This is a genomic window from Pseudomonas sp. TWR3-1-1, from assembly GCF_049896545.1.
GTDB lineage: Bacteria > Pseudomonadota > Gammaproteobacteria > Pseudomonadales > Pseudomonadaceae > Aquipseudomonas > Aquipseudomonas weihenstephanensis.
Genome location: NZ_JAFCUO010000014.1, coordinates 1 through 18,682 on the forward strand (window position 1 = coordinate 1; position 18,682 = coordinate 18,682).

The 18,682-nt window shown below is 56.9% G+C and carries 31 protein-coding genes; 29 read left to right on the plus strand and 2 right to left on the minus strand.

What is annotated here, in order from left to right:
• The first annotated feature begins 142 nt into the window (after positions 1 to 142).
• From ACP7A4_RS21695 to ACP7A4_RS21755, 13 genes are all read left to right on the plus strand, one after another.
• Positions 143 to 946, plus strand: a complete 804-nt coding sequence (locus ACP7A4_RS21695; protein WP_203307134.1) for a hypothetical protein — start codon at positions 143 to 145, stop codon at positions 944 to 946.
• Positions 936 to 1,151 carry a TraR/DksA C4-type zinc finger protein gene (locus ACP7A4_RS21700; RefSeq protein ID WP_426248217.1) on the plus strand — a complete coding sequence of 72 codons (216 nt, stop codon included), beginning with the start codon at positions 936 to 938 and terminating at the stop codon, positions 1,149 to 1,151. The genes ACP7A4_RS21695 and ACP7A4_RS21700 overlap by 11 nt, the downstream gene beginning before the upstream one ends.
• Complete coding sequence (locus tag ACP7A4_RS21705) at positions 1,144 to 2,010, plus strand: hypothetical protein (RefSeq protein ID WP_426248219.1); 867 nt, start codon at positions 1,144 to 1,146, stop codon at positions 2,008 to 2,010. Before ACP7A4_RS21700 ends, ACP7A4_RS21705 begins: the two co-directional genes overlap by 8 nt.
• Positions 2,007 to 2,342 (plus strand): hypothetical protein, encoded by a 336-nt coding sequence (locus ACP7A4_RS21710; RefSeq protein WP_426248221.1) that lies wholly within the window; start codon positions 2,007 to 2,009, stop codon positions 2,340 to 2,342. Before ACP7A4_RS21705 ends, ACP7A4_RS21710 begins: the two co-directional genes overlap by 4 nt.
• Positions 2,339 to 2,569, plus strand: a complete 231-nt coding sequence (locus ACP7A4_RS21715) for a hypothetical protein (RefSeq protein ID WP_426248223.1) — start codon at positions 2,339 to 2,341, stop codon at positions 2,567 to 2,569. Before ACP7A4_RS21710 ends, ACP7A4_RS21715 begins: the two co-directional genes overlap by 4 nt.
• On the plus strand, positions 2,562 to 3,149 hold the full coding sequence (locus tag ACP7A4_RS21720) for a DUF1367 family protein (RefSeq protein WP_426248224.1): 588 nt from the start codon (positions 2,562 to 2,564) through the stop codon (positions 3,147 to 3,149). Before ACP7A4_RS21715 ends, ACP7A4_RS21720 begins: the two co-directional genes overlap by 8 nt.
• On the plus strand, positions 3,146 to 3,424 hold the full coding sequence (locus tag ACP7A4_RS21725) for a hypothetical protein (RefSeq protein ID WP_426248226.1): 279 nt from the start codon (positions 3,146 to 3,148) through the stop codon (positions 3,422 to 3,424). Before ACP7A4_RS21720 ends, ACP7A4_RS21725 begins: the two co-directional genes overlap by 4 nt.
• A complete protein-coding gene (locus ACP7A4_RS21730) occupies positions 3,421 to 4,026 on the plus strand; it encodes a recombination protein NinG (protein WP_426248228.1) in 606 nt (201 codons plus the stop codon). The genes ACP7A4_RS21725 and ACP7A4_RS21730 overlap by 4 nt, the downstream gene beginning before the upstream one ends.
• Positions 4,023 to 4,700: a hypothetical protein gene (locus tag ACP7A4_RS21735; protein ID WP_426248230.1), complete on the plus strand. Its 678-nt coding sequence runs from the start codon at positions 4,023 to 4,025 to the stop codon at positions 4,698 to 4,700. The genes ACP7A4_RS21730 and ACP7A4_RS21735 overlap by 4 nt, the downstream gene beginning before the upstream one ends.
• Positions 4,701 to 4,857: 157 nt before the next feature.
• A complete protein-coding gene (locus ACP7A4_RS21740; RefSeq protein ID WP_426248231.1) occupies positions 4,858 to 5,199 on the plus strand; it encodes a hypothetical protein in 342 nt (113 codons plus the stop codon).
• A 142-nt stretch (positions 5,200 to 5,341) separates the two neighbouring features.
• Complete coding sequence (locus tag ACP7A4_RS21745; protein WP_426248233.1) at positions 5,342 to 5,713, plus strand: putative holin; 372 nt, start codon at positions 5,342 to 5,344, stop codon at positions 5,711 to 5,713.
• On the plus strand, positions 5,706 to 5,990 hold the full coding sequence (locus tag ACP7A4_RS21750) for a phage holin family protein (protein WP_048375932.1): 285 nt from the start codon (positions 5,706 to 5,708) through the stop codon (positions 5,988 to 5,990). Before ACP7A4_RS21745 ends, ACP7A4_RS21750 begins: the two co-directional genes overlap by 8 nt.
• A 57-nt stretch (positions 5,991 to 6,047) precedes the next feature.
• Positions 6,048 to 6,278 carry a DUF7681 family protein gene (locus ACP7A4_RS21755; protein WP_426248235.1) on the plus strand — a complete coding sequence of 77 codons (231 nt, stop codon included), beginning with the start codon at positions 6,048 to 6,050 and terminating at the stop codon, positions 6,276 to 6,278.
• A 113-nt stretch (positions 6,279 to 6,391) separates the two neighbouring features.
• On the opposite strand, the gene ACP7A4_RS21760 is transcribed toward ACP7A4_RS21755, so the two are convergent.
• Together ACP7A4_RS21760 and ACP7A4_RS21765 are read right to left on the minus strand one after the other, a co-directional pair.
• Entirely contained in the window at positions 6,392 to 6,844 is a 453-nt protein-coding gene (locus ACP7A4_RS21760) for a hypothetical protein (RefSeq protein WP_426248237.1), read from the minus strand.
• Positions 6,845 to 6,915: 71 nt separating this feature from the next.
• Positions 6,916 to 7,119, minus strand: coding sequence for a hypothetical protein (locus ACP7A4_RS21765; protein ID WP_426248239.1), 204 nt, complete (start codon positions 7,117 to 7,119; stop codon positions 6,916 to 6,918).
• 139 nt (positions 7,120 to 7,258) lie between these two features.
• Between ACP7A4_RS21765 and ACP7A4_RS21770 the strand changes: the two genes are divergently transcribed.
• The 16 genes from ACP7A4_RS21770 to ACP7A4_RS21845 all read left to right on the plus strand — a co-directional run bounded on the left by ACP7A4_RS21770 (position 7,259) and on the right by ACP7A4_RS21845 (position 18,661).
• Positions 7,259 to 7,819: an HGGxSTG domain-containing protein gene (locus tag ACP7A4_RS21770; protein ID WP_426248241.1), complete on the plus strand. Its 561-nt coding sequence runs from the start codon at positions 7,259 to 7,261 to the stop codon at positions 7,817 to 7,819.
• Entirely contained in the window at positions 7,782 to 9,062 is a 1,281-nt protein-coding gene (locus ACP7A4_RS21775) for a terminase large subunit domain-containing protein (RefSeq protein WP_426248242.1), read from the plus strand. Before ACP7A4_RS21770 ends, ACP7A4_RS21775 begins: the two co-directional genes overlap by 38 nt.
• Positions 9,063 to 9,064: 2 nt before the next feature.
• Positions 9,065 to 10,441: a DUF4055 domain-containing protein gene (locus tag ACP7A4_RS21780; RefSeq protein ID WP_426248244.1), complete on the plus strand. Its 1,377-nt coding sequence runs from the start codon at positions 9,065 to 9,067 to the stop codon at positions 10,439 to 10,441.
• A complete protein-coding gene (locus ACP7A4_RS21785; protein WP_426248246.1) occupies positions 10,442 to 11,557 on the plus strand; it encodes a hypothetical protein in 1,116 nt (371 codons plus the stop codon).
• A gap of 154 nt (positions 11,558 to 11,711) precedes the next feature.
• Positions 11,712 to 12,449, plus strand: coding sequence for a DUF6651 domain-containing protein (locus tag ACP7A4_RS21790; RefSeq protein WP_426248248.1), 738 nt, complete (start codon positions 11,712 to 11,714; stop codon positions 12,447 to 12,449).
• Positions 12,450 to 12,458: 9 nt separating this feature from the next.
• Positions 12,459 to 13,427 carry a major capsid protein gene (locus ACP7A4_RS21795; protein WP_261761423.1) on the plus strand — a complete coding sequence of 323 codons (969 nt, stop codon included), beginning with the start codon at positions 12,459 to 12,461 and terminating at the stop codon, positions 13,425 to 13,427.
• Positions 13,428 to 13,476: 49 nt separating this feature from the next.
• Positions 13,477 to 13,776, plus strand: a complete 300-nt coding sequence (locus tag ACP7A4_RS21800) for a hypothetical protein (RefSeq protein WP_094992574.1) — start codon at positions 13,477 to 13,479, stop codon at positions 13,774 to 13,776.
• Positions 13,776 to 14,150: a hypothetical protein gene (locus tag ACP7A4_RS21805; RefSeq protein WP_426248250.1), complete on the plus strand. Its 375-nt coding sequence runs from the start codon at positions 13,776 to 13,778 to the stop codon at positions 14,148 to 14,150. Before ACP7A4_RS21800 ends, ACP7A4_RS21805 begins: the two co-directional genes overlap by 1 nt.
• A gap of 1 nt (position 14,151) precedes the next feature.
• Complete coding sequence (locus ACP7A4_RS21810; RefSeq protein ID WP_426248252.1) at positions 14,152 to 14,538, plus strand: glutamate 5-kinase; 387 nt, start codon at positions 14,152 to 14,154, stop codon at positions 14,536 to 14,538.
• Entirely contained in the window at positions 14,538 to 14,927 is a 390-nt protein-coding gene (locus ACP7A4_RS21815) for an HK97 gp10 family phage protein (RefSeq protein ID WP_047275954.1), read from the plus strand. Before ACP7A4_RS21810 ends, ACP7A4_RS21815 begins: the two co-directional genes overlap by 1 nt.
• Entirely contained in the window at positions 14,927 to 15,325 is a 399-nt protein-coding gene (locus ACP7A4_RS21820) for a phage tail terminator-like protein (RefSeq protein WP_426248254.1), read from the plus strand. Before ACP7A4_RS21815 ends, ACP7A4_RS21820 begins: the two co-directional genes overlap by 1 nt.
• An 18-nt stretch (positions 15,326 to 15,343) precedes the next feature.
• Positions 15,344 to 15,937, plus strand: a complete 594-nt coding sequence (locus tag ACP7A4_RS21825) for a hypothetical protein (protein WP_426248256.1) — start codon at positions 15,344 to 15,346, stop codon at positions 15,935 to 15,937.
• A gap of 71 nt (positions 15,938 to 16,008) precedes the next feature.
• Positions 16,009 to 17,178 (plus strand): phage tail tube protein, encoded by a 1,170-nt coding sequence (locus tag ACP7A4_RS21830; RefSeq protein ID WP_426248258.1) that lies wholly within the window; start codon positions 16,009 to 16,011, stop codon positions 17,176 to 17,178.
• A 48-nt stretch (positions 17,179 to 17,226) separates the two neighbouring features.
• Positions 17,227 to 17,742, plus strand: coding sequence for a hypothetical protein (locus ACP7A4_RS21835; protein ID WP_426248260.1), 516 nt, complete (start codon positions 17,227 to 17,229; stop codon positions 17,740 to 17,742).
• Between the two features lie 26 nt (positions 17,743 to 17,768).
• A complete protein-coding gene (locus ACP7A4_RS21840; RefSeq protein ID WP_047274440.1) occupies positions 17,769 to 18,014 on the plus strand; it encodes a hypothetical protein in 246 nt (81 codons plus the stop codon).
• A gap of 92 nt (positions 18,015 to 18,106) precedes the next feature.
• A complete protein-coding gene (locus ACP7A4_RS21845; protein ID WP_426248262.1) occupies positions 18,107 to 18,661 on the plus strand; it encodes a hypothetical protein in 555 nt (184 codons plus the stop codon).
• Positions 18,662 to 18,682: the final 21 nt, after the last annotated feature.

Sequence of the window (18,682 nt, forward strand, 5' to 3'; positions counted from 1 at the left end):
GCCGAGAGTTACCACACCCAGTGGGTCACGAACCGCCAGATGAACTCAACTACCGCCCAGCAGATCGAGCGCAAGCAAGCGAATCACGCAGCCGGAATGGAAGCGGCGCAGCGGATCATGCAGCGGGCAGGGGGGCAGCCGAATGAATTCCTTTGAGCGCATGGCACCTGACCAAATTGCGCGCTTGGCCTTGGCCGTTTGTGCTACTGCAGAAGCAATGGGGCAATCGCTGAGCTCCGATGCTGCCGAGCTGATTGCTGACGATTTAGCGGATTATCCGGCGACGGCGGTGTCGGCTGCGCTCAAGTCTTGCCGTCGTGGTGGCGGAAAGCTGACAACGGACTCAATTCTCCAGCGTGTGCAGGCCGCTGATGGTCGTCCGGGCAAGGATGAGGCTTGGTCAATCGCTCTTGCATCCAGTGACGAGTTCGACACGGTGGTGATGACTGAAGAAATTCAGTTGGCTTTGAGCGCTGCCCGGCCAGTTTTGAATGCTGGCGACAAAGTGGGGGCTCGGATGGCGTTCATCAGTGCTTACGAGCGTTTGGTCGTGAAAGCTCGTACCGAAGCCAAGCCAATCCAATGGCGCGTATCTGTGGGTTTTGATCCGAACCGTCGAATCGAGGCTGTTAACGCCGCTGTTCAAATGCAGCGAGTTTCGCAAGAGCGAGGCTGCCTGCTCTTGGCTGACCTGACGCATGAACCCATAACCGAGGATGGGCGCGCCGTTGCTGGATTGCTGACGGGCACTCCTTGTCAGCCTTCTGAAAAAGTCCGCGCCAAGCTTGATGAAATACGCGTCGACTTAGCATTGAAGCGTCAACAGAAAGCTGATGCCCGAGAGGCTGAGCGCTGTAGGGTTCTGGCCGAACTTGACCTTCGTAGAACCAATTTGATCAGCCAGTCGGCTGCCATCCATTCCAAGGAGGCCGCCCGTGGCCGATGATGTCGATTTTGCAGATGAACGTATTGAAAAAGAACTGGCCTCAGCCCTTGCCGCCCGGGTGGTGTATGCCGGCGAAAGCGCTCATGAGTGCGAGTGCGGCGAGGAAATCTCAGAAGGGCGCCGTCTGGCTGTTCCGGGGGTTCAGAGCTGTATTACCTGCGCAGAGCGGGCTGCACTGAAGCTGCGAGGTGTCCGCCGTGGTTGATCATCCTGACCTAAAGAAGTTGGTTGAGTCGCTGAATCGCGCTATCGAGCAGGCCGAACACAAGCCGGAGCAATGGGCTGAGACAGCTCAAAGCATGGGTGGCATCTGCTGCGCTGGCGAGCCGTTTCAAATTGGCAAACCTTGGGCAAAGGAAGAGCCGTGGGCTCACTTCAGCTACAAGCGCGACTCATGGCTGGCAGTTGCTGCAGTCAATGCGTTGCCGCAGTTAATAGCCCTGATCGCCGAGAGCGAAGCACTGAAGGGCCCGCACGACTGGCTGGCGGAAGACTTGATCAAGGAGCTCGTCGACAACGCCCAGTCTTTTCAAGACAACTCAGATCATGGTGAGAGCGATCCGTTTGCCATCGTCTTGCTCGCGGCTGCATCACGCATCCGCCGACAGGAAGTGAGCATAGACAGGCTCAAAGCCGAAATCGCTGGACTCAAGACCGGCTACGAGGCCTATGAGTATGTGAATGCAGAGTTGAAGGCTGAGATTGAGGCGCTGCGCGATGATCTTGAGCAGAAAGAGTACGACGCCAACGCTTGGCGAAATGGCGAAGAGTCGGTCTGGATCGAGGTCTTTAACAGCGATGGCGATGATCCGTTCATTAGCGCTATCAGCGGCCAGATCACCGTCGAACAGTTGGCCTTGATCCAGGCTGAGATCCTTGAATATCGGGAGAACTATTTCGAGAAGGGTTCAGGCCTTTACGTTTTCAAGTGTACCCACTACCAGGCGCATCACGACAATGTGGGAATGACTGAGCCAGCTCACTGGGAGGCTGACTTCGAGTCGTACAGTCCTTTCCCATGGGAGGAAGAGGGCGCGGCTCTTGCCCAGGGAGAGCAGTCATGACTGACAAGATGCGTGAAGAGTTCGAAGAGTGGGCCTTTCAGTGCGCCTGGCTTGGTCTATCGGATGAGTGCATGACTCGGGACGAGATCAATGGCGGCTACTACGGACTTGAACTGCATGCCGCGTGGCTCGCTTGGCAGGCATCCCGCGAGGCGCTGGTGATTGAGCTGCCAGTGCCATATGCCGTGGTAGGCGACTACGCCGCGTGCGGTGGAGGCTGGTCGGTTTGGGATGTCGACTACGCGGAAAAGATAACGGACCGCATGTGCGTGAAGACGCCGGTCTATGACAGGTCGGCACTGGAAGCCGCAGGCGTGAAGGTGAAGCAATGACTATTGATTCAATCGCTCTGTGGTTGGGCTATGGCGTGATGCTCGCGGGCGGCGCTCTGATGGTGCTCTTGATGCTGATCGTTGTCGCTTTGGTTCTTAACGCCAAAATCAACCTTCTCGGGAAATACCTCCGGTTCCTCTGGGACCTCAATACCCTGCGCTCGACCATGCGCCAGCTTGAGGCAGAAGGGAAGGTGAGCAAGAAGTCGGAGGTGAAAAATGGCTGAGGTCTCTCTTATCCGTACCGCCCAAGGCCTCGTGCCCGCCACTGAAGCTGATCGCGAGCTGACTCAGAAGTGGAAGCTGGGCCAAGTCATACACGGCAAATTCACCAAAATGCGCAACGCCAAATTTCATGGCAAGTTCTTTTCCATGCTGGATCTGGCTTGGGAGTATTGGGAGCCGGTTGGCGGCTTGATTCCTCGGCAAGAGCTCCGCGGGATTCAAGGGTTGGCCAAGTTCTTTGAGGCGCAGAGTGGTAAGCCTGGGCAACTGTCGGATGCGGTGGCTGCGTACATCTCAGGCCTTGAGTCCTCGCGCGCAGATCGTTTTCCGGCGGTGGACAAAAGCCGTGAAGCATTTCGCGAATGGGTAACGATCGAGGCGGGACACTTCCACCTGGTGCATACACCTGAAGGTATCCGCAAAGAGGCCAAGTCAATCAGTTGGTCGAGTATGGATGATCTGGCGTTTGAGCCGCTGTATCGCGACGTTTTCAATGCCTGTTGGCGGCTGGTGTTGTCGGCGCACTTCGAAACGGAGCAGGACGCCTTGAGTGCTGCCGATCAGATCGGAAGTTACGCATGAGTCAGAAATTCACACTGCGGTACATCGCCCGGCAGGCTTTCACTGGCGTGTTTGACCGGGACATATACCTAGAAGCATGGAAGGGGGCGTGCCGGTTCCTTTATGCGGTAACAGTCTTCTCGGTCCGCCTGCTGATGCTGCTCACCTTTCCCGTGTCAGTTCCTTTTCTGTGGGGGTTCTTTCGCGTTATGGAGCCAATCAATCAGAAGCGGCGCAAGTCTCGGAACGAGAAAGCCATGCAGGCATATCGCAAGCGCGTGCAGGAGGCTGAATGACTATCGATAGAAAGCAGCCAAAACCGAAGACGTGCCGCAATGCTGAGTGCTCGATCAAGTTCGTTCCTCAGCGTCTTGGCCAAGCCGTATGCAGCCCGGCCTGCGCATTGGCCACCAAGAACGTTAACCAGCAGAAGGCGCTCAAGTCGCTGGATCAGATTGGGCGCCGGGAAATCAAGGTCCGCAAGGAGAAGCTGAAGAGCAGGGCGGATCACCTGCGTGAGGCCCAAGCTGCGGTAAACGAGTTTATCCGCCTGCGTGACGCTCACTTGCCGTGCATCAGCTGCGATTCGACGCCGAACGATAACGACCTTATGACTGGCAGCCGGTGGGACGCTGGGCATTACCGATCCGTGGGTGCCTGCCCAGAGCTGCGCTTCGAGCCGCTGAACATCCACCGCCAGTGTGTGAAGTGCAACCGCAACCTGTCCGGCAATGCCGTGGAGTACCGTATTCGCCTGGTGCAGCGCATCGGCGCCGAGAAGGTAGCCTGGCTGGAAGGGGTTCACCCGGCCTGCAAGTACACCGTGGAAGAGATCAATGCCATCAAGGCCAAATACAGGGCAAAGACCAGAGAGCTGAAGAAGGGGGAGGCAGCATGAAACTGATCAACGCAAGGCAGGTATGGACTGAGGCTCAGCACGAATCGAACGCGTCGATCAGCGCCGTGGCCATCGACAAAGCGCAATCAGCACCGATCAAGAAGGGCCAGCGCATGCGTCGCGCCGAGGCTGTATTTGCAGCCCTGGGAGAGGACAAGGAAGAGCGCATCCAGGTTGTGCGCCAGAAGATCAGCATCAGCGAGACCCGCGGTACGCTCGCGGGCCGATCCACGGCGCGCGCGGCGCACCTGGCAACGATTGGCAAGGCGCTGCGCGCCATCGACACACTGCCGTTCCAGGTGCAGCAGTTCGGCCACTATCTCTACCATCCGGCAATGAACATGAAGCACCTGTTGAACGCTGTGCTGCTGATCACCGCCAAAGCGGCGCTGCCTGACCTGACATCGTCCAAGCGCGTGAAGGCGCAGTACTTGGTTACCTTGGCCCTGCAGTCGTACAAGGGTGAGGTGGCCGGTTCTGCCGAATGGGGGCCGGCGCGCGTGGCAACCGAGATGATGACGTTCTTTGGCGCCACTGTGGACCAGAACAACTGGAATCGCGATTGGCGGCACCTATGGATTGCGCTGAGAAAGGTAATTGAGGAAGTGGATATACAGGCGCAGCAACCACTTTGGCAGGTTATTCACTCGGAAAAAGATCATGAGGCGGCATAAAGGTATTGACATGAATGAAGATTGAAGGTAATTTTTCCATAGTGCATAAGTAACGCGAAACGCACACCGTTAAAGAAAGCCTGGGTTCTGCCGGGCTTTTTTGTGCCAGTTGAAAAGTATTAGCCTCTTTTTCCATTTTTTGAAATAGAGGGGCTTTATGAGTCTTAGTGGTATTGCTGACCAGATTAGCGCGCTCGTCGCTCAGTTTCCGATGACCGGGATCATTGCCGGCGTCCTAACCTTTGCACTCCTGGCAGGGTACAAGCGCAATTACTCTGATGGTAAGTGGATCGCGGCCCTGCTAGCCCTGCTGGTGCTTTGGGCATTCTTTCCGCATGGTTACCATGCCATTTTCACTCTTGAGATGCCGAAACTGCTTTTCGATCAAGCTATGAAAGAGACTTCGCAAAAGGCGCTTTTCCTTGCCGATGTCGTCTGGACAGTAATTGGCGCGGTCATCGGATGGGTAGTTTCCAGCAAATTTGATCCGCACTACTGATCCAAATGTAGGACCAAAAGATTTATGAAAGCCTCGCCTAGTGCGGGGCTTTTTCGTTTTCGGCCCCACCACATCTGTTGCCTTAAGCCCTTAACCTTTCACTCCCCGACGGGAGCTGAACACTAAACACGGAGTACTAACGATGGCCGAGCCGAGTACCGGTGCGCTGGCGGTGACGGCTGCTGTTGGCATGACCACTGCCAGCCTTATCCCTGGCATTGATGTAAACGCAGTGGTCGGGGCTTTTGCCGGTGCCATGTTCTTTGTGGTATTTGCCAGAGAGCTGACGCTATGGTCGCGCTTCGGTTACTTCCTTGCCTCTTGGGTGCTGGGTTATTACGTGTCGAGCGAGGTGATGGGTCGCAACTGGGCCAACACCTCGGGTCTGGTGGCCTTTTTCGGCGCACTGTTTTGCGTGGTGATCTGCATCAGCCTGCTGGAGTGGGTTCAAGGCGGAAAGACGCCTGGCTGGTTGCGCTTCATCGCTGACCGCTTTGGAGGTCGCAATGGTTGATCCCTGGACGTTGATAGCAGGCACCTTGTGCGGTGCCATCTGCTACCGCATTGCGGCTTATCGCCGTGACGGTGCTCGCTACCGGGCTGGAGTGTCATGGCTGGCTTACTTGCTGGCCGTTGGCACAGGGTGCGAGTCACTACTTATCACGTTGTCGGTGATGTTTTCCAAGCCCGTGCCGACAGTGTCGCCGTTCCTGTTGATGGTGCTGATTGTCCTGTCGGTACTGGTGTATCGCGCTCGGGGCAATGTCGCTCGCATTCTGCGGATGGATTGAGCCGCGCCACGTTTTCGAATGCGCCAAATCGTGGCGTGCAAATATGAGGATTACCCCATGGACAACCAGCACAAGAAAATCACCGGCTACCGGGACCTGACCCAGTCCGAAATCGACGGCATGAACTCCATCAAGGCGCTTGAAGCTGACGCAGGCGAGCTGTTCAAGCAGATCAGCCAGATTGAAGGTGTGGATCCGCGCCTGTTGGCATTGGCCAAAACCAACCTGCAACAAGGATTCATGTGGTTCGTGCGTTCGATCGCCAAGCCTGCTGATCCATTCAGCTGATGGGCAGCTTAACTCGCCTGCGACACCTGCTACCGCAGGGCCAGGACATCAATAAGACCCTGACCGATCTGGATGTCGTCATCGCCAAGCCTGTTTGCCGGTTCGCTTGACGCTTAGTTCGACCAGGTCATTGCCGCGCTCACTGCGAGGCCATAGCCCTTGCTTAGAACCTCGCCAGCCAGCTCTTTCAGCTTTGCAGTGGCGCCCTCTTGCGCGGCTGCGGCAATCCGGCCGCCGAGACTCTCTCCGCCGACGCTCTGCGGAACGGCTTTAAGTACTTCAAGGGCCTTGGCTGTAAGGGTGCAGGCTTCGAAAGTGTAGGGATATGATGAGGAGTGTCGAGAAACGACGTATCCGGACTCAATCAGCCACTGAATGGTGTTGTCAAAGAAATCATACGGCTCGCCTCCCACGCGCAGCTCGTCCTCGGAAATTGGTTTGTCGTAGACCAAAGCATCTGCAAATTGCATGACGTTCAGGTCAATAGCTATTGGGAAGCTCTGATATAGCTTCGAGAAAACCAAGCCGGTTAGCTGGTCGAAACGTTCAATGTTGAGGTCCGACATTCAGTGATCCATGAGTTGTAGGTAGTTTGATTTCGATGGAACGTGCCGCAGGTGAGTACGGCACGGGTGGATCATTTCAGCTTCAGCGCGTCTTGGATCTGATCGGCGTATTTAGACAGATTGTCCAGTTCTTGAGAGAGGTGTACCGATGCTGAGCTTGAGACTCTAGCTGCGATCAGTTCCAGAGCGCTAGCCACGGCATGTGCCCGGGCGGACTCTGCACCTATCCTTGGAGTAACAGCATTCACCGATGCGCTGTGCAGTGTTTGGGACATACGAAGCTCCTTCTTGATAATTGATCCTCACCAATACCGGCAACCCGCCACTATTTCAAGCCGAACGATTCGTTGAATGACGTTCGAGCGACGTTGAATGATCGTTCTGCGAAAACAAACCCCATGAATGAGGCTGAACATGGCCCTATGCGGCGCAAAGAAGCGCAGCAACGGGGAACCATGTAAGCGTCATGCCATACCGGGTTCCTCTCGCTGCAAGTTGCATGGCGGCAAGAGTTCTGGCCCCAAAAACCTGAGTGGCAACAAGAACGCTGCCAAGCCCGGCTCGATCTATAGCCAGTTCCTGACCGATGAAGAGAACAACCTACTTGCCAGCATTGAGCTGGGTCGGGTTGATGACGAGCTGCGACTGACACGTATCCGACTGATGCGTGCGCTAAGTCGTGAGAGTGAGTTCGGCAATGAGCTTGAGATCGACAGCGAGAAACTTGAAACCGGCGAGCATGGCGGCACAACGACCACCAGCAAGGTTCGGGACTACTCAGGTCTCATCGACCGGCTAACCGCCAGAGTCGAGAGTCTGGAGCGCACGAAAGAAGACCTTGAGACGCGCAGGCTCACAAACGAGAAGTTGCGCCGCGATCTGGAAGACCCGAACAAAGGCCTGCCGGAGCCGAAACAAGTAATCATCGGGGTAGAAGATGCAAGCCGTCCTGATGCTGAACAAGCCGCAGTTTGAATTCATCAAGAGTCACAAGAAGTTCATGGCGTTCGTCGGCGGCTATCGCAGCGGCAAGACGTTCGTGGGGTGTGTGCGGATGTGCGTCAATGCGCTGGAGTTCCCCGGAATTCCGCAGGGCTACTTCGCGCCGACCTATCCGCAGATCACCGACATTTTCTTCGACACCATGCCGGGCGTGGCCGAAGCGTTCGGCTTGTTCGCGGACATTGTGGCCAGCAAGAAGCGCGTTTACTTGCGCGATAACCGGGGCCGATGCCTGAGCACCATTGTGTGCAAGAGCATGGAGCACCCACACCGCATCGTCGGCTTCAACATTGCGCATGCTCTGGTCGATGAGATCGACTGTATGCCGATCAAGAAGGCTGACAGCGCCTGGAAGAAGATCATCGCCCGTATGTCCACGGTTTGGCCTGGGCGTGAGCAGAACACTATCGACGTTACGACGACGCCAGAAGGGTTCAACTGGGTTCACCGCAAGTTCGTTAAGGAGCTGGCCGACGAGCCTGAGCAGCGCGAGTTCTACGGGATTGTCCATGCCAGCACACGGCAGAACGCCAAAAACCTGCCAGTGGACTACATCCCGTCCCTGCGCAAGTCGTACCCGGCCAATCTGGTGGACGCTTACATTGATGGCCTGTTCGTCAACCTGACCTCCGGGTCGGTCTACCCGAACTTTTGCCGGGTGAAGAATCACACCAACGAGACGATCCGCCCTGGTGAGCCTCTGCACATCGGAATGGACTTCAACATCAACCGCATGGCGGCCTGCGTGTTCGTTCTGCGCGGTGGCCAAGCCCTACTGCTGGATGAGATCACCAAGCTATTCGACACGCCTGCAATGATCGCGGCCATCAAGAAACGTTTTCAGGGTCACAACATCACTGTGTATCCGGATGCTAGCGGCAAGAACCGCAAGAGCGTGAACGGCAGCGAGTCGGATCACGCGTTGCTTCAGAAGGCTGGATTCAATCTACAGGTCAATCCTTCGAATCCATTTGTTCGTGACCGAGTTTTGTCGGTCAACGCCCAGTTCCTGAATGGCGACGGCGAGAGAGCTTTGCTGATCAATACCAACCGCTGCCCGCACACCACGCAAGTTCTGGAGCAGCAGGCATATACCGAACAAGGCGAGCCAGCCAAGGATGGGACGGAAGACCCGGCCGATGCCTTCGGTTACTTCGTCGTCTATCGCTTCCCTATCCACGTTGCCACAACATCCACCCAGCCTCTGAGAATGTAACCATGTCCAACGACCCAAGCATCACACTGGATGCCGTAGACCAGATGAGCGCCTATTGGGACGTGATTACGCCTCTGATGGGCGGGACGCTGGCCATGCGTGCGGCTCCGGCTTTACTGCCTAAGTACCCGGCAGAAGACGATGAGGTTTACAAAGAGCGTTTGCGCCTGTCCACGCTGCTGCCTGCCTACTCCGAGACGGTCGGAAACATGACCTCCCGCGTGTTCGCTGAGCCGCTGCAACTGGGTGACGACGTGCCTGAGCAGGTCGTGGAGCTGACCAGCAACATCGACAACGCGAACAACGACATCAATGCTTGGTCGGTTGACTTCTTTCGGGAAGGTCTCAGCCACGGCTTGTGTCACGCGTTCGTTGATCACCAGAAGGCGGTAGGTGTTCGCACTCAGGCCGATGAGAAGGCAGCCGGGGTTCGCCCTTACGTCGTCATGGTGAAGCCTGAGCAGGTTTGCGGGTGGCGCGCGCGTGATGGCTTACTGACCCAGGTGCGTTACCGCGAAATGATCGAAGAGTCTGACGGAGACTTCGGCACTAAATGCGTCGAACAGATTCGCGTGCTGGAGCCTGGCAAGTGGACGACCTACCGCAAGCCTAAAGAGGGCGGCGTGTGGACGATTCACGATGAGGGGGCAACCAACCTTAGCGTAATCCCCTGGGTGACGTTCTACACCGGGCGCACAGGCTTTATGACGGCTAAGCCGCCGCTGCTGGAGCTGGCCCACCTCAACATCAAGCACTGGCAGAGCCAGAGCGACCAAGACAACATCCTGCATGTGATCCGCGTGCCTATTCTGGTGCGTATCGGCGTGCAGGCCCAGTACGACAATCAGGGGAAGTTAATCCCGCCTGAGTTCAAGGTGGGCACCGGGGCACTTACGGACCTGCCCATGAACGGCGACATGAAGTATGTCGAGCACACCGGCAAGGCTGTCGATGCTGGCCGTCAAGCGCTGTTAGACCTGATTGCGGAAATGCGCATGGCTGGAGCGAAGCTGCTCACGCCTGACAAGTCAGCAACCAAAACAGCCACGCAGGCCGAAGAAGAGGCTGCGCAGGATCTTTCCCCGCTGTCGCGCATGGCGAACCACTTCGCCGACTGCCTGGCTCAGCTGCTCCAGTTCATGGCCGACTACCGAAGCCTTGGCGAGGGTGGCACGGTTGAAATGCGCGGCAGCTTCGACGTGGATTACATGCCCGAAGTGTCACTGCCCACGCTGGTGGCCATGGCGAACGCCGGCATGATTTCCAAGGAAACACTGTTCACTGAAATGCAGCGGCGCGGCGTGATCAGCGATGAATACGACTGGGCTGACGAGCTGGAAAAGATCGACTCACAAGGGCCAGCGCTCGGGGAGCTGTAAATGGCAACCGTCAACGAGCAGATGCAGGCAGCCTCCATCGGCCACGCGGTAGACCTTCAACACCTCAGCAATGCCGAGGTTCGCAAGGTTATGCGGCTGCTCAATAGCGTGGACGCTGATCTGCGTGTAAAGCTGATGGAAGCGATTGAGCATCTTGGGTCTGACTCATACACGACCAGACACTTAAACACCGTCTTGGCCTCTGTGTACGAGCTGAATAAGTCGGTTTACGCCTCGATTGGCGAAGCTATGGCCGAATCTGTTGTGAGCATTGGTCAGTACGAGGCTGGCTATCAGGGCGCGTTGTTCGCCAAGGTTATCCCTGCGCAGGTACTGGCTCAGGTCCGCCTGAGCACTGTAAGTCTTGCCCAGGTGCGTGGCATTGCGCTTGCTCGGCCATTCCAAGGGCGCTTGCTCAAGGAGTGGATGGGAGACCTTGAGGCGGGCCGGGCTGCAAAGATCCGCGACGGCATTCGCATGGGGATGGTCGAGGGACAAACCACAGGCCAGATCGTGCGCCGCATCATGGGCACCAAAGCCCAAGGCTATGCGGACGGCATGATTGCTCGCAGCCGTCATGACGTAGAGTCAATGGTGCGAACAGCGATTAGCCACACGGCGCAGGGCGTGCGGGAGTCCTACTACAAGGCCAACAGCGACATTGTTGCCGAGGTTAGCTGGCTAAGCACGCTGGATGGTAGGACTAGCGCCCCTTGTAGGCTGCGCGACCGCCTCATTTACACCAATGACGACGATCACGCCCCTGTTGGCCACAAGGTGCCCTGGCTCAGCGGGCCGGGCAAACTGCACTGGTGCTGCCGCTCGACCTCAACCCCGATCATCGCAAGCTATGAAGCCTTGAAGCAGGCCAAGGGGCTGCCAGAAGGTGTCAGGGCTAGCATGGATGGTCAGGTGCCGCAGTCAACGAACTATGGCGCATGGATAAAGTCGCAGGGCGCGGCAAGGCAGGATCAGGTGTTAGGCCCGGCGCGCGGCAAGCTACTGCGTGATGGTGGTCTCGACCTCGATCAGTTCTACAACGACAAGGGCAAGCTGCTCACCCTTGATCAGCTACGCGAGCAGGACGCAGCGGCATTCGGCCGGGCGGGCTTGTAGTTATCCGCGCCACGTTTAACGCGCTTACAAATCGTAGCGCGCACTTTCACAGCCTCGGCAATCGCCGGGGCTTTTTATTGCCTGTCTGTTCGGATGAGCGGGGCGCACTGGGCCGGATGGCCCGACAACTGGCCGGATGGCCTAGAGAGACGAAATGAAGCTGAAGCTCGATGAAAACGGCAACGCGGTTCTGCAAGATGGCAAGCCTGTCTATGTCCATGACGACGGCAAAGAGGTGGCATTTGATGCTCCTGGCACCGTGGCCACCATCACGCGCTTGAACTCCGAAGCCAAGGGCCACCGCGAGCGCGCCGAGAATGCTGAGAAGGCCGTAAAGGCTTTTGAAGGCATCGACGATCCGGCCGCAGCCAAAAAAGCGCTGGCAACCGTAGCCAATCTCGACGCCAAAACGCTGGTGGATGCCGGTGAAATCGAGACGGTTAAAACCGAAATCAGTAAAGCCTTCCAGCTCCAGTTGGACGAAGTGACCGGCAAGGCGAAGACCTTGGAGCAGCAGCTGTATGCCGAGAAGATCGGCGGCAGCTTCTCCCGCTCGAAGTTCATCGCCGACAAGCTGGCTGTTCCGGCTGACATGGTTCAAGCCACGTTCGGGCAAAACCTGAAAGTTGAAGACGGCAAGGTGGTCGCTTACGACGCCCAAGGTCAGAAGATTTTCAGCCGCGCACGCCCTGGTGAGCTTGCCGACTTCGACGAAGCTATCGAAACACTCGTCTCGCAGTACCCGCACCGCGACCACATCCTGAAGAGTTCCGGCGCCAATGGCGGCGGCGCTCAGAACGGCGGTGGCAACAACCAAAACACCAAGGGCAATTTTGGCGGGGGCAAAGAAGACCGAGTCGCCGCTATCAAGGCCATGACCGCAACCAGTTAAGGAGTCACCATGTCCCTGTCGAACATGAAGGTATTCAACGATTACCTGAAGAAAGTCACCATCGAAACCCTGACGCAGGACGTTGCGAAGTTCAACGCTGCCTCCGCAGGCACCATCCGCTTGACTACCCAAGGTATCGACGGCGACTTCCTGCAAGAGTCCTTCTGGGCTGGCCTGCACGGCGCGCAACGTCGTGTAGACCGTTACGCTGCCAACGGCACTCAGGCAGCAACGCCGCTTGCTCAGAAGCAGTACGACTCTGTGAAGATCGCAGGCGGGTTCGGCCCGATCCTGTGGGAGCCTTCGCAACTGTCGTGGGTTCAGAAGAACCCCGAAGAAGCGCTGGAAGTAATCAGCCGCAACCTGTCCGAAGCCATCATGTCGGATCAGTTGAACACCGCCATCGCCGCCCTGGTCGCTGCCATCGGCAACCAGCCGGGCGCTACCAACGACGTTTCCGCCACTGGCGGCTTGAACTACATCGCTATCAACAACGCGCACGCGCTGTTCGGTGATGCTTCGCAGCGCCTTGTCGCCCAAGTGATGACCGGCGCCATGTACCACAAGTTGCTGGGCCAGAACCTGGCCAACACTGAGCGCCTGTTCAGCTTCAGCGGCGTGCAGGTGGTCGATATTCTCGGCAAGGCCGTGATCGTTACGGATGCGGCCGCTTTGTTCGAGGCGGGCACTCCTGACAAGCAGAAGGTGTTGAGCCTGGCTGACGGCGCGGCGGTGGTGATGGACGGTTCCGACCTTATTACCAACATCGAAACCTCCAACGGCAAGGAGCGCATCGAAACCACCATGCAGGCTGATTACACGTTCGGCCTGGGCCTCAAGGGCTTCACCTGGGACACCGCCAACGGTGGCAAATCTCCGACCAGCGCTGAGCTGGCCACGGGCACCAACTGGGATCTGGTTGCGAACAGCATCAAGGGCTCGGCTGGTGTAATCACGATTGGCGATGCTGCCAAGTAATCGAGCGGGCGGCCTTCGGGTCGCCTGAACTATCTGCAAGGAGTCCGTCATGGGCGAGAAAGTCATTTACGAGAAACACCCGGTCACTGCTGAGCGTAAAGCTGAGCTGCGCCAGAAGGGCTACAAGATCATTGATGCCCAGTTTGCGCCGGCTGATTACAAGAATCCCGAGCCGATCAAAGCTGGCAAGTCCAGCGGTGGCAACAAGCCGAAAACCGAAGCAGAGAAGCAGGCCGCACACGCCGCCGAAGTCGAAGCGGTCAAGTCTGCGCTGACTGCCAAGAGCATCGAGTTCACCGCAGAAGCCACCCTCGATGAGCTGAAAAAGCTACTGGACGAGGCCAAGTAATGACCATTTACATCACCGTTGCGCAGGTTAACGAACTGCTCGGGGCTACCTGGGTGCCAGAAGACCAGAAAGCGCGCGCGGTGCTGATGGCTAATACCTGGTTAACCAATCTCGGCTTGCCTGAATTCGACCCGGTCCCGGGTGACGTGATCCAGGCAGGTGCAGAGATCGCCCGCGAGGCCGCAGCAGGCAACATTTACGGCAGTGTTGAGACCGGCGTGCTGAGCAAGTCGGTTGATGCTGATGGCGTGTCGAGCAGCAAGTCTTACTCGGCATCGTCTCGCAAAATCAGTGCCGGCGAGTCGTTCGCCATGGCGCTGCTGTCCCACTACTTGAGTGGTGACAATGGGCAAACCAAGATCGTGAGGGGCTGACATGGGGCTGCGCGACGAACTACAGGCAGATCTGGCCGAAGCATTCAGCACAGACTTGGCAGACGCGGTACTGCAATTCACGGGCACCTACACAGTGCCCGGCGCATCGGACCCTGTGACCGAGACGGACACCAGCGTCGAGGCGACTTACACCGGGCGCGGCGTGCTGGGCAAGTACGAAACCAGACGCATCGACAATATCAATATCTTGTCGAGCGACCTGAAGCTGACGGCGCTCACCAACGAGGTGACTGACCGCCCGGCCGAAGGCCATACGATCAAGGCTCCGGATCTGGCAGACCGCACTCAGTTGGTCAGCTACCTGGTGAAGGCGGTTCAGGTTGACCCGGCGTCCGCCACGTTTCGTATTCAGCTGAGGGCAACCTAATGGCCATGCGTGGAAGCTGGAGTGTGCCGCCCAGCCTATTTGCTGACGTAGTTGAAGAAGACCTAACGAAGCGAGTTCGAACTATTGCCCTCGCAATGCTTCAAGAAATCGTGCTGCGCTCTCCTGTTGATACCGGTCGGTTCCGAAACAACAACATCGTAAGCATCGTCAGCCCCGTTTATGCGTCCACGGTTGAGACTGATGCCTCTGGTGCAGGGACTATCTCCCGCGGCGCAGCTGCAATGAGCGGCCTTGAGCCTTATACGACGGTATTCATTCAGAACAACCTCCCTTACGCGCAAAGGCTTGAAGATGGTCACTCTAAGCAGGCGCCTCCAGGCGGAATCTACGCAGCCTCATTCCACGGCGTATCACAGGCGTTCAAATAATGACCTTTGAGCAGATCCGCAACATCATCACCACGCGAATGACTCAATGGACTGGAATCCCTGCAAGTGATGTTGATTACCCCAACTCGCCGAAGCCCTTCAATCCTGTTGGACGGGCGATATGGGCGCGATTGGCTGACATTCCTGCGCTGTCCTCAACCCCTGAAATTGGCTTAAGCCCGAAGGTGCGCCGTACAGGGTTGATCGTCGTTCAACTGTTTGTCCCGAGTTATAAGGGCACGCTCACCATTACGCGGGCCGCAGACGCGCTCGTCCAGCACTTCGAGTTCTTCGGTGAGGCTGGCTTTGACTGCTACGCGGCATCGGCTACGAGTGTCGGCGATGACGGCAACGGCTGGTATCAGGTCAACATCCAAATTCCTTACCGGGCCTACTGAGGTCTCTGGAGAGCATCAATGCAAAGCAATGACTACGTACCTGGTATGGCCGGCCTAATGGTCAACCTGAAGACGGGCGAGATCGAACTGAACAGCTCCAAACTACAGGTGGGGATGCTTCCAAGCGATCCGCAGCAGATCACCATCACAGCCGGCGAGTGGCCCGACAACGAACTGCCCTCCAATGCAATCGAGCGCTATGCCTTCATTGGTGCCGAGCTGGAGAAGATCCCGGCAGAGTTCCGCGAAAGTGCAGAGTTCACGACAGAGGACTTCTCGTTTGATCGTGATGGCTCCGACTACCGCACCACGCTGACCTATGCTCGTCAAGAAACTCAGGATGAGGCCAAGACTCGTCATGAGAAGACTAAGGCGGCTGGCACGCGCATCAGCCTGGTAGGCGGTGTTCTGAGCATCTCGCACGATGGAGTTCTGCGCACTCAGATTGGCGGCGCGCAAAGGGATGAGAAGCCTGCTCCGTTCATCATTGTCGATGGTGTCATGTACATCAACGGTGCTTGTATCAAGGAGGCTTCGATAGAGGGCAATCTCACCGTTCGCAGCGTGATCAACGCCAAAGTGATCAACGGCTATACCAGCCCAACCGCTTAACCTAAACCCCAGTTTGAAAGCAGGCCGCCATTGGGCGGTTTTTTTACGCCTATCGATAGGAGAAGCACCCAATGAGTTCAGGCGCCAAGAACAGAACGGCCTACGTCGAAGAGGTGACGCAGGGCGTGACCCCGGCCATGGGCTGGAAGGAATTGATCCGAACCTCTTACGGTCTCGGGCCTAAACAAAACACCGCCGAGAACAATGAGATCTCACAAAACCGTATGAGCCAAGGCACTACCGCGACCACAGTTGATGTTGCGGGCGAAATCGGCATGAAGTGGCGCTACGGCGGCGCAATTGATGACTTCCTCGAATCCTGCTTTGGTAGCCGCTGGGCGGGCGATACGCTGACCATGGGTGATGAGCGCATCAGCTACTCGGTTGCGTCATTTGCAAGTGACGTGCTGGTGTCCTCAATTGCGCGTGGCGCACAGGTCGGCAGCATGGGCTTCACGTTCGGCACCGACGACGACATTACCGTCGCTGTGAACCTGACGGCCACGGGCTGGGCGGGCAAGGTTGACGCTACGCCTTACTTCTCAGCAGCGGCTCCGGAAGTAGGCACCGAACGCCTCAACTTCAAGGACTTCACCTCCTTGACCCTGGATGGCGTTGAAGCAACGCCCGGCAGTGGCACCTGCATCAGCGCTATGGATCTGACGTTTGATAACAACGTACAGACCCAGCGCTGCATCAATAACGGCGCCTACATTGGCAACGTGATCCCGACAACCTTCACCGCGAATGGCTCCGTCACAGTTGCCTGGTCTGCTGCCTCTTACGCTCTGTGGATCAAGCAGCAAACGGGCGGCGCCATCGCCCTGAGCTTCACCATTGAGAATGGCGAAGGCAGCTACACCATCACCTTGCCAGAAATGGAAGTTAACGGTGACTGGCCGGACGGCTCGGCAACTGATGTGATCGAGGTGACGCTGAACGTATCTGCGCGCCGCACGCCGCCGACCATCACCCGCGCGCCGATCATTGCTGTGGCCAGCTTGGCAATCACGCCGTCCACCGTGTCTCTAGCCGTTTTGGATACCGCTCAGTTGACCGCCACCGCTTCTCCTGCTGGCTCTAGCCAAGCCGTTACTTGGTCGTCTGCTGATACGAGCAAGGCCACTGTGTCGACTTCCGGACTGGTAACAGGAGTTGCGGCAGGTAGTGCGGTTATCACGGCTACCAGCGTCTCAGACCCATCCAAGAGCGTGACGCGAAGCGTGACAGTTACCGCTTAACAAATTCACGATAAGCCGCCTTATTAAGGGCGGCTACAAGGATTAGGCATGGCATTTATTCTCAAGAAAAAAGACGTGATGGACACCATCAGCACGCGATGGATTGAGCCCGCGCCGGGTTTGCGGTTGCTGATTGGTTCGACGGCGCGTCCTGGTTACAACAGCGATTACCGACAGATCCAGCGTCACTTGGATGCTGCAGCGCGTCATTTGGGTGTTGGCACGGGCGACTTCGACATCCTGAAAAAGACTGACTACGACATTCCAGACCCGGACATGCTGTTTATCGACCTGGCCTGTAAGCACCTCATCCTTGACTGGGAGGGCGTGGCCGAGGCGGAAGATCCTGAAACTCAGGCACCGTACACCCCGGAGCGTGGTCGCCTGCTGATCGAGCAGATGCCGGAGATTTACTTGCTCGCCCTGCAAACTGGCAACGCTATCGCATTGCGTCAGCAGGAGCAGATCGCTGAATCAGTGGAAAAGCCGTTGCCGCCTACCGTTGGGCCGCGGAGTGGGCGGGTGCGGAAAACGAAAGAAAGCGGCAAGTCCGCGAAAGGCTGAATGTCGAAATCCCCGATCCGCCCGCAATGAGCTGGGTTACGTCAGAGATCATTGAGGCCTATTACGTCATCGGCCGTGGTCGGCAGTTTGTGGGCGCGTCCTGCTCGCCAATGCCTATCTCTGTCGGGATGATCAGCGAATACCTGAGCGTTCACCAGTCGAGCATTGATCGGCGTGAGTTCGATGCTGTCATCTTTGCTATCGATGATGAGTTTCGCGCCAAGTGGGCGCAGGAGGCAGGCAAGGATCCGAAAAAGCCGTCTCGGCATTGATCGCGCAAAGCATTTACTGGGATTGCTTCAGTTGACGTTATAGCTCAACGCTGCGTAAATAGACCTCATCTATAAGGAATGGGTGGTGAAGTATGCGTTTGGCCGCAGTAGCTTTGCTTGCGATGATGACGTCCGGATGCGCTACTAGCCCATCAGACCTTGCTAGGTTTGGGGTGGTTGAGCTTGAGTCGCAAAATGTTAAATCGCTTTCGATTACTCGCGAAGGATCAGCAAAAGCAGGAAGTATTCCAAAGTGTGTTGCGATCACAATACGAAACGACTCGGTCGCAATGACGCAGTCGAGTGGATATGTCGGCGCTTACACAGGGAGCTACTATCAAGCATCGAGCATTCGAGAGGTTAGCGGCGGATCAGTCACGCAATACGTGGCTCCTGATGGCTCGGAAGTCGTAGCGCGAGGGGAGGCAAAGTTCACTACTTCGCTTGTAGAGCGATCACTGCGCTACACGCTCAACATCAAGCAAGTGGCCAACCAGCGAACATATAAATTCACAGGGATTGAACAGGCTGGAACAACGAATGGTTATGGCTATCACAAAATAGCCGCTAGGACTGGCACTGGTGTTGAGCAAGCGCTTGAATCTCTTAGTGCCATAGTTGATGAGCTTGAATACTGCATGAAGTAATCTATATAAAAACTAAAACCC

Excerpts from the sequence above, each read along its gene's own strand:
- ACP7A4_RS21780 (WP_426248244.1), top strand. The coding sequence starts at position 9,065 with ATGTCCAACGACCCAAGCATCACACTGGATGCCGTAGACCAGATGAGC.
- ACP7A4_RS21825 (WP_426248256.1), top strand. The coding sequence starts at position 15,344 with ATGCAAAGCAATGACTACGTACCTGGTATGGCCGGCCTAATGGTCAAC.
- ACP7A4_RS21765 (WP_426248239.1), bottom strand. The coding sequence starts at position 7,119 with ATGTCCCAAACACTGCACAGCGCATCGGTGAATGCTGTTACTCCAAGG.
- ACP7A4_RS21735 (WP_426248230.1), top strand. The coding sequence starts at position 4,023 with ATGAAACTGATCAACGCAAGGCAGGTATGGACTGAGGCTCAGCACGAA.
- ACP7A4_RS21790 (WP_426248248.1), top strand. The coding sequence starts at position 11,712 with ATGAAGCTGAAGCTCGATGAAAACGGCAACGCGGTTCTGCAAGATGGC.
- ACP7A4_RS21720 (WP_426248224.1), top strand. The coding sequence starts at position 2,562 with ATGGCTGAGGTCTCTCTTATCCGTACCGCCCAAGGCCTCGTGCCCGCC.
- ACP7A4_RS21695 (WP_203307134.1), top strand. The coding sequence starts at position 143 with ATGAATTCCTTTGAGCGCATGGCACCTGACCAAATTGCGCGCTTGGCC.
- ACP7A4_RS21725 (WP_426248226.1), top strand. The coding sequence starts at position 3,146 with ATGAGTCAGAAATTCACACTGCGGTACATCGCCCGGCAGGCTTTCACT.
- ACP7A4_RS21755 (WP_426248235.1), top strand. The coding sequence starts at position 6,048 with ATGGACAACCAGCACAAGAAAATCACCGGCTACCGGGACCTGACCCAG.
- ACP7A4_RS21835 (WP_426248260.1), top strand. The coding sequence starts at position 17,227 with ATGGCATTTATTCTCAAGAAAAAAGACGTGATGGACACCATCAGCACG.
- ACP7A4_RS21730 (WP_426248228.1), top strand. The coding sequence starts at position 3,421 with ATGACTATCGATAGAAAGCAGCCAAAACCGAAGACGTGCCGCAATGCT.
- ACP7A4_RS21760 (WP_426248237.1), bottom strand. The coding sequence starts at position 6,844 with ATGTCGGACCTCAACATTGAACGTTTCGACCAGCTAACCGGCTTGGTT.
- ACP7A4_RS21795 (WP_261761423.1), top strand. The coding sequence starts at position 12,459 with ATGTCCCTGTCGAACATGAAGGTATTCAACGATTACCTGAAGAAAGTC.
- ACP7A4_RS21740 (WP_426248231.1), top strand. The coding sequence starts at position 4,858 with ATGAGTCTTAGTGGTATTGCTGACCAGATTAGCGCGCTCGTCGCTCAG.
- ACP7A4_RS21830 (WP_426248258.1), top strand. The coding sequence starts at position 16,009 with ATGAGTTCAGGCGCCAAGAACAGAACGGCCTACGTCGAAGAGGTGACG.
- ACP7A4_RS21845 (WP_426248262.1), top strand. The coding sequence starts at position 18,107 with ATGCGTTTGGCCGCAGTAGCTTTGCTTGCGATGATGACGTCCGGATGC.
- ACP7A4_RS21715 (WP_426248223.1), top strand. The coding sequence starts at position 2,339 with ATGACTATTGATTCAATCGCTCTGTGGTTGGGCTATGGCGTGATGCTC.
- ACP7A4_RS21815 (WP_047275954.1), top strand. The coding sequence starts at position 14,538 with ATGGCCATGCGTGGAAGCTGGAGTGTGCCGCCCAGCCTATTTGCTGAC.
- ACP7A4_RS21820 (WP_426248254.1), top strand. The coding sequence starts at position 14,927 with ATGACCTTTGAGCAGATCCGCAACATCATCACCACGCGAATGACTCAA.
- ACP7A4_RS21805 (WP_426248250.1), top strand. The coding sequence starts at position 13,776 with ATGACCATTTACATCACCGTTGCGCAGGTTAACGAACTGCTCGGGGCT.
- ACP7A4_RS21770 (WP_426248241.1), top strand. The coding sequence starts at position 7,259 with ATGGCCCTATGCGGCGCAAAGAAGCGCAGCAACGGGGAACCATGTAAG.
- ACP7A4_RS21810 (WP_426248252.1), top strand. The coding sequence starts at position 14,152 with ATGGGGCTGCGCGACGAACTACAGGCAGATCTGGCCGAAGCATTCAGC.
- ACP7A4_RS21710 (WP_426248221.1), top strand. The coding sequence starts at position 2,007 with ATGACTGACAAGATGCGTGAAGAGTTCGAAGAGTGGGCCTTTCAGTGC.
- ACP7A4_RS21800 (WP_094992574.1), top strand. The coding sequence starts at position 13,477 with ATGGGCGAGAAAGTCATTTACGAGAAACACCCGGTCACTGCTGAGCGT.
- ACP7A4_RS21775 (WP_426248242.1), top strand. The coding sequence starts at position 7,782 with ATGCAAGCCGTCCTGATGCTGAACAAGCCGCAGTTTGAATTCATCAAG.
- ACP7A4_RS21745 (WP_426248233.1), top strand. The coding sequence starts at position 5,342 with ATGGCCGAGCCGAGTACCGGTGCGCTGGCGGTGACGGCTGCTGTTGGC.
- ACP7A4_RS21840 (WP_047274440.1), top strand. The coding sequence starts at position 17,769 with ATGAGCTGGGTTACGTCAGAGATCATTGAGGCCTATTACGTCATCGGC.
- ACP7A4_RS21750 (WP_048375932.1), top strand. The coding sequence starts at position 5,706 with ATGGTTGATCCCTGGACGTTGATAGCAGGCACCTTGTGCGGTGCCATC.
- ACP7A4_RS21785 (WP_426248246.1), top strand. The coding sequence starts at position 10,442 with ATGGCAACCGTCAACGAGCAGATGCAGGCAGCCTCCATCGGCCACGCG.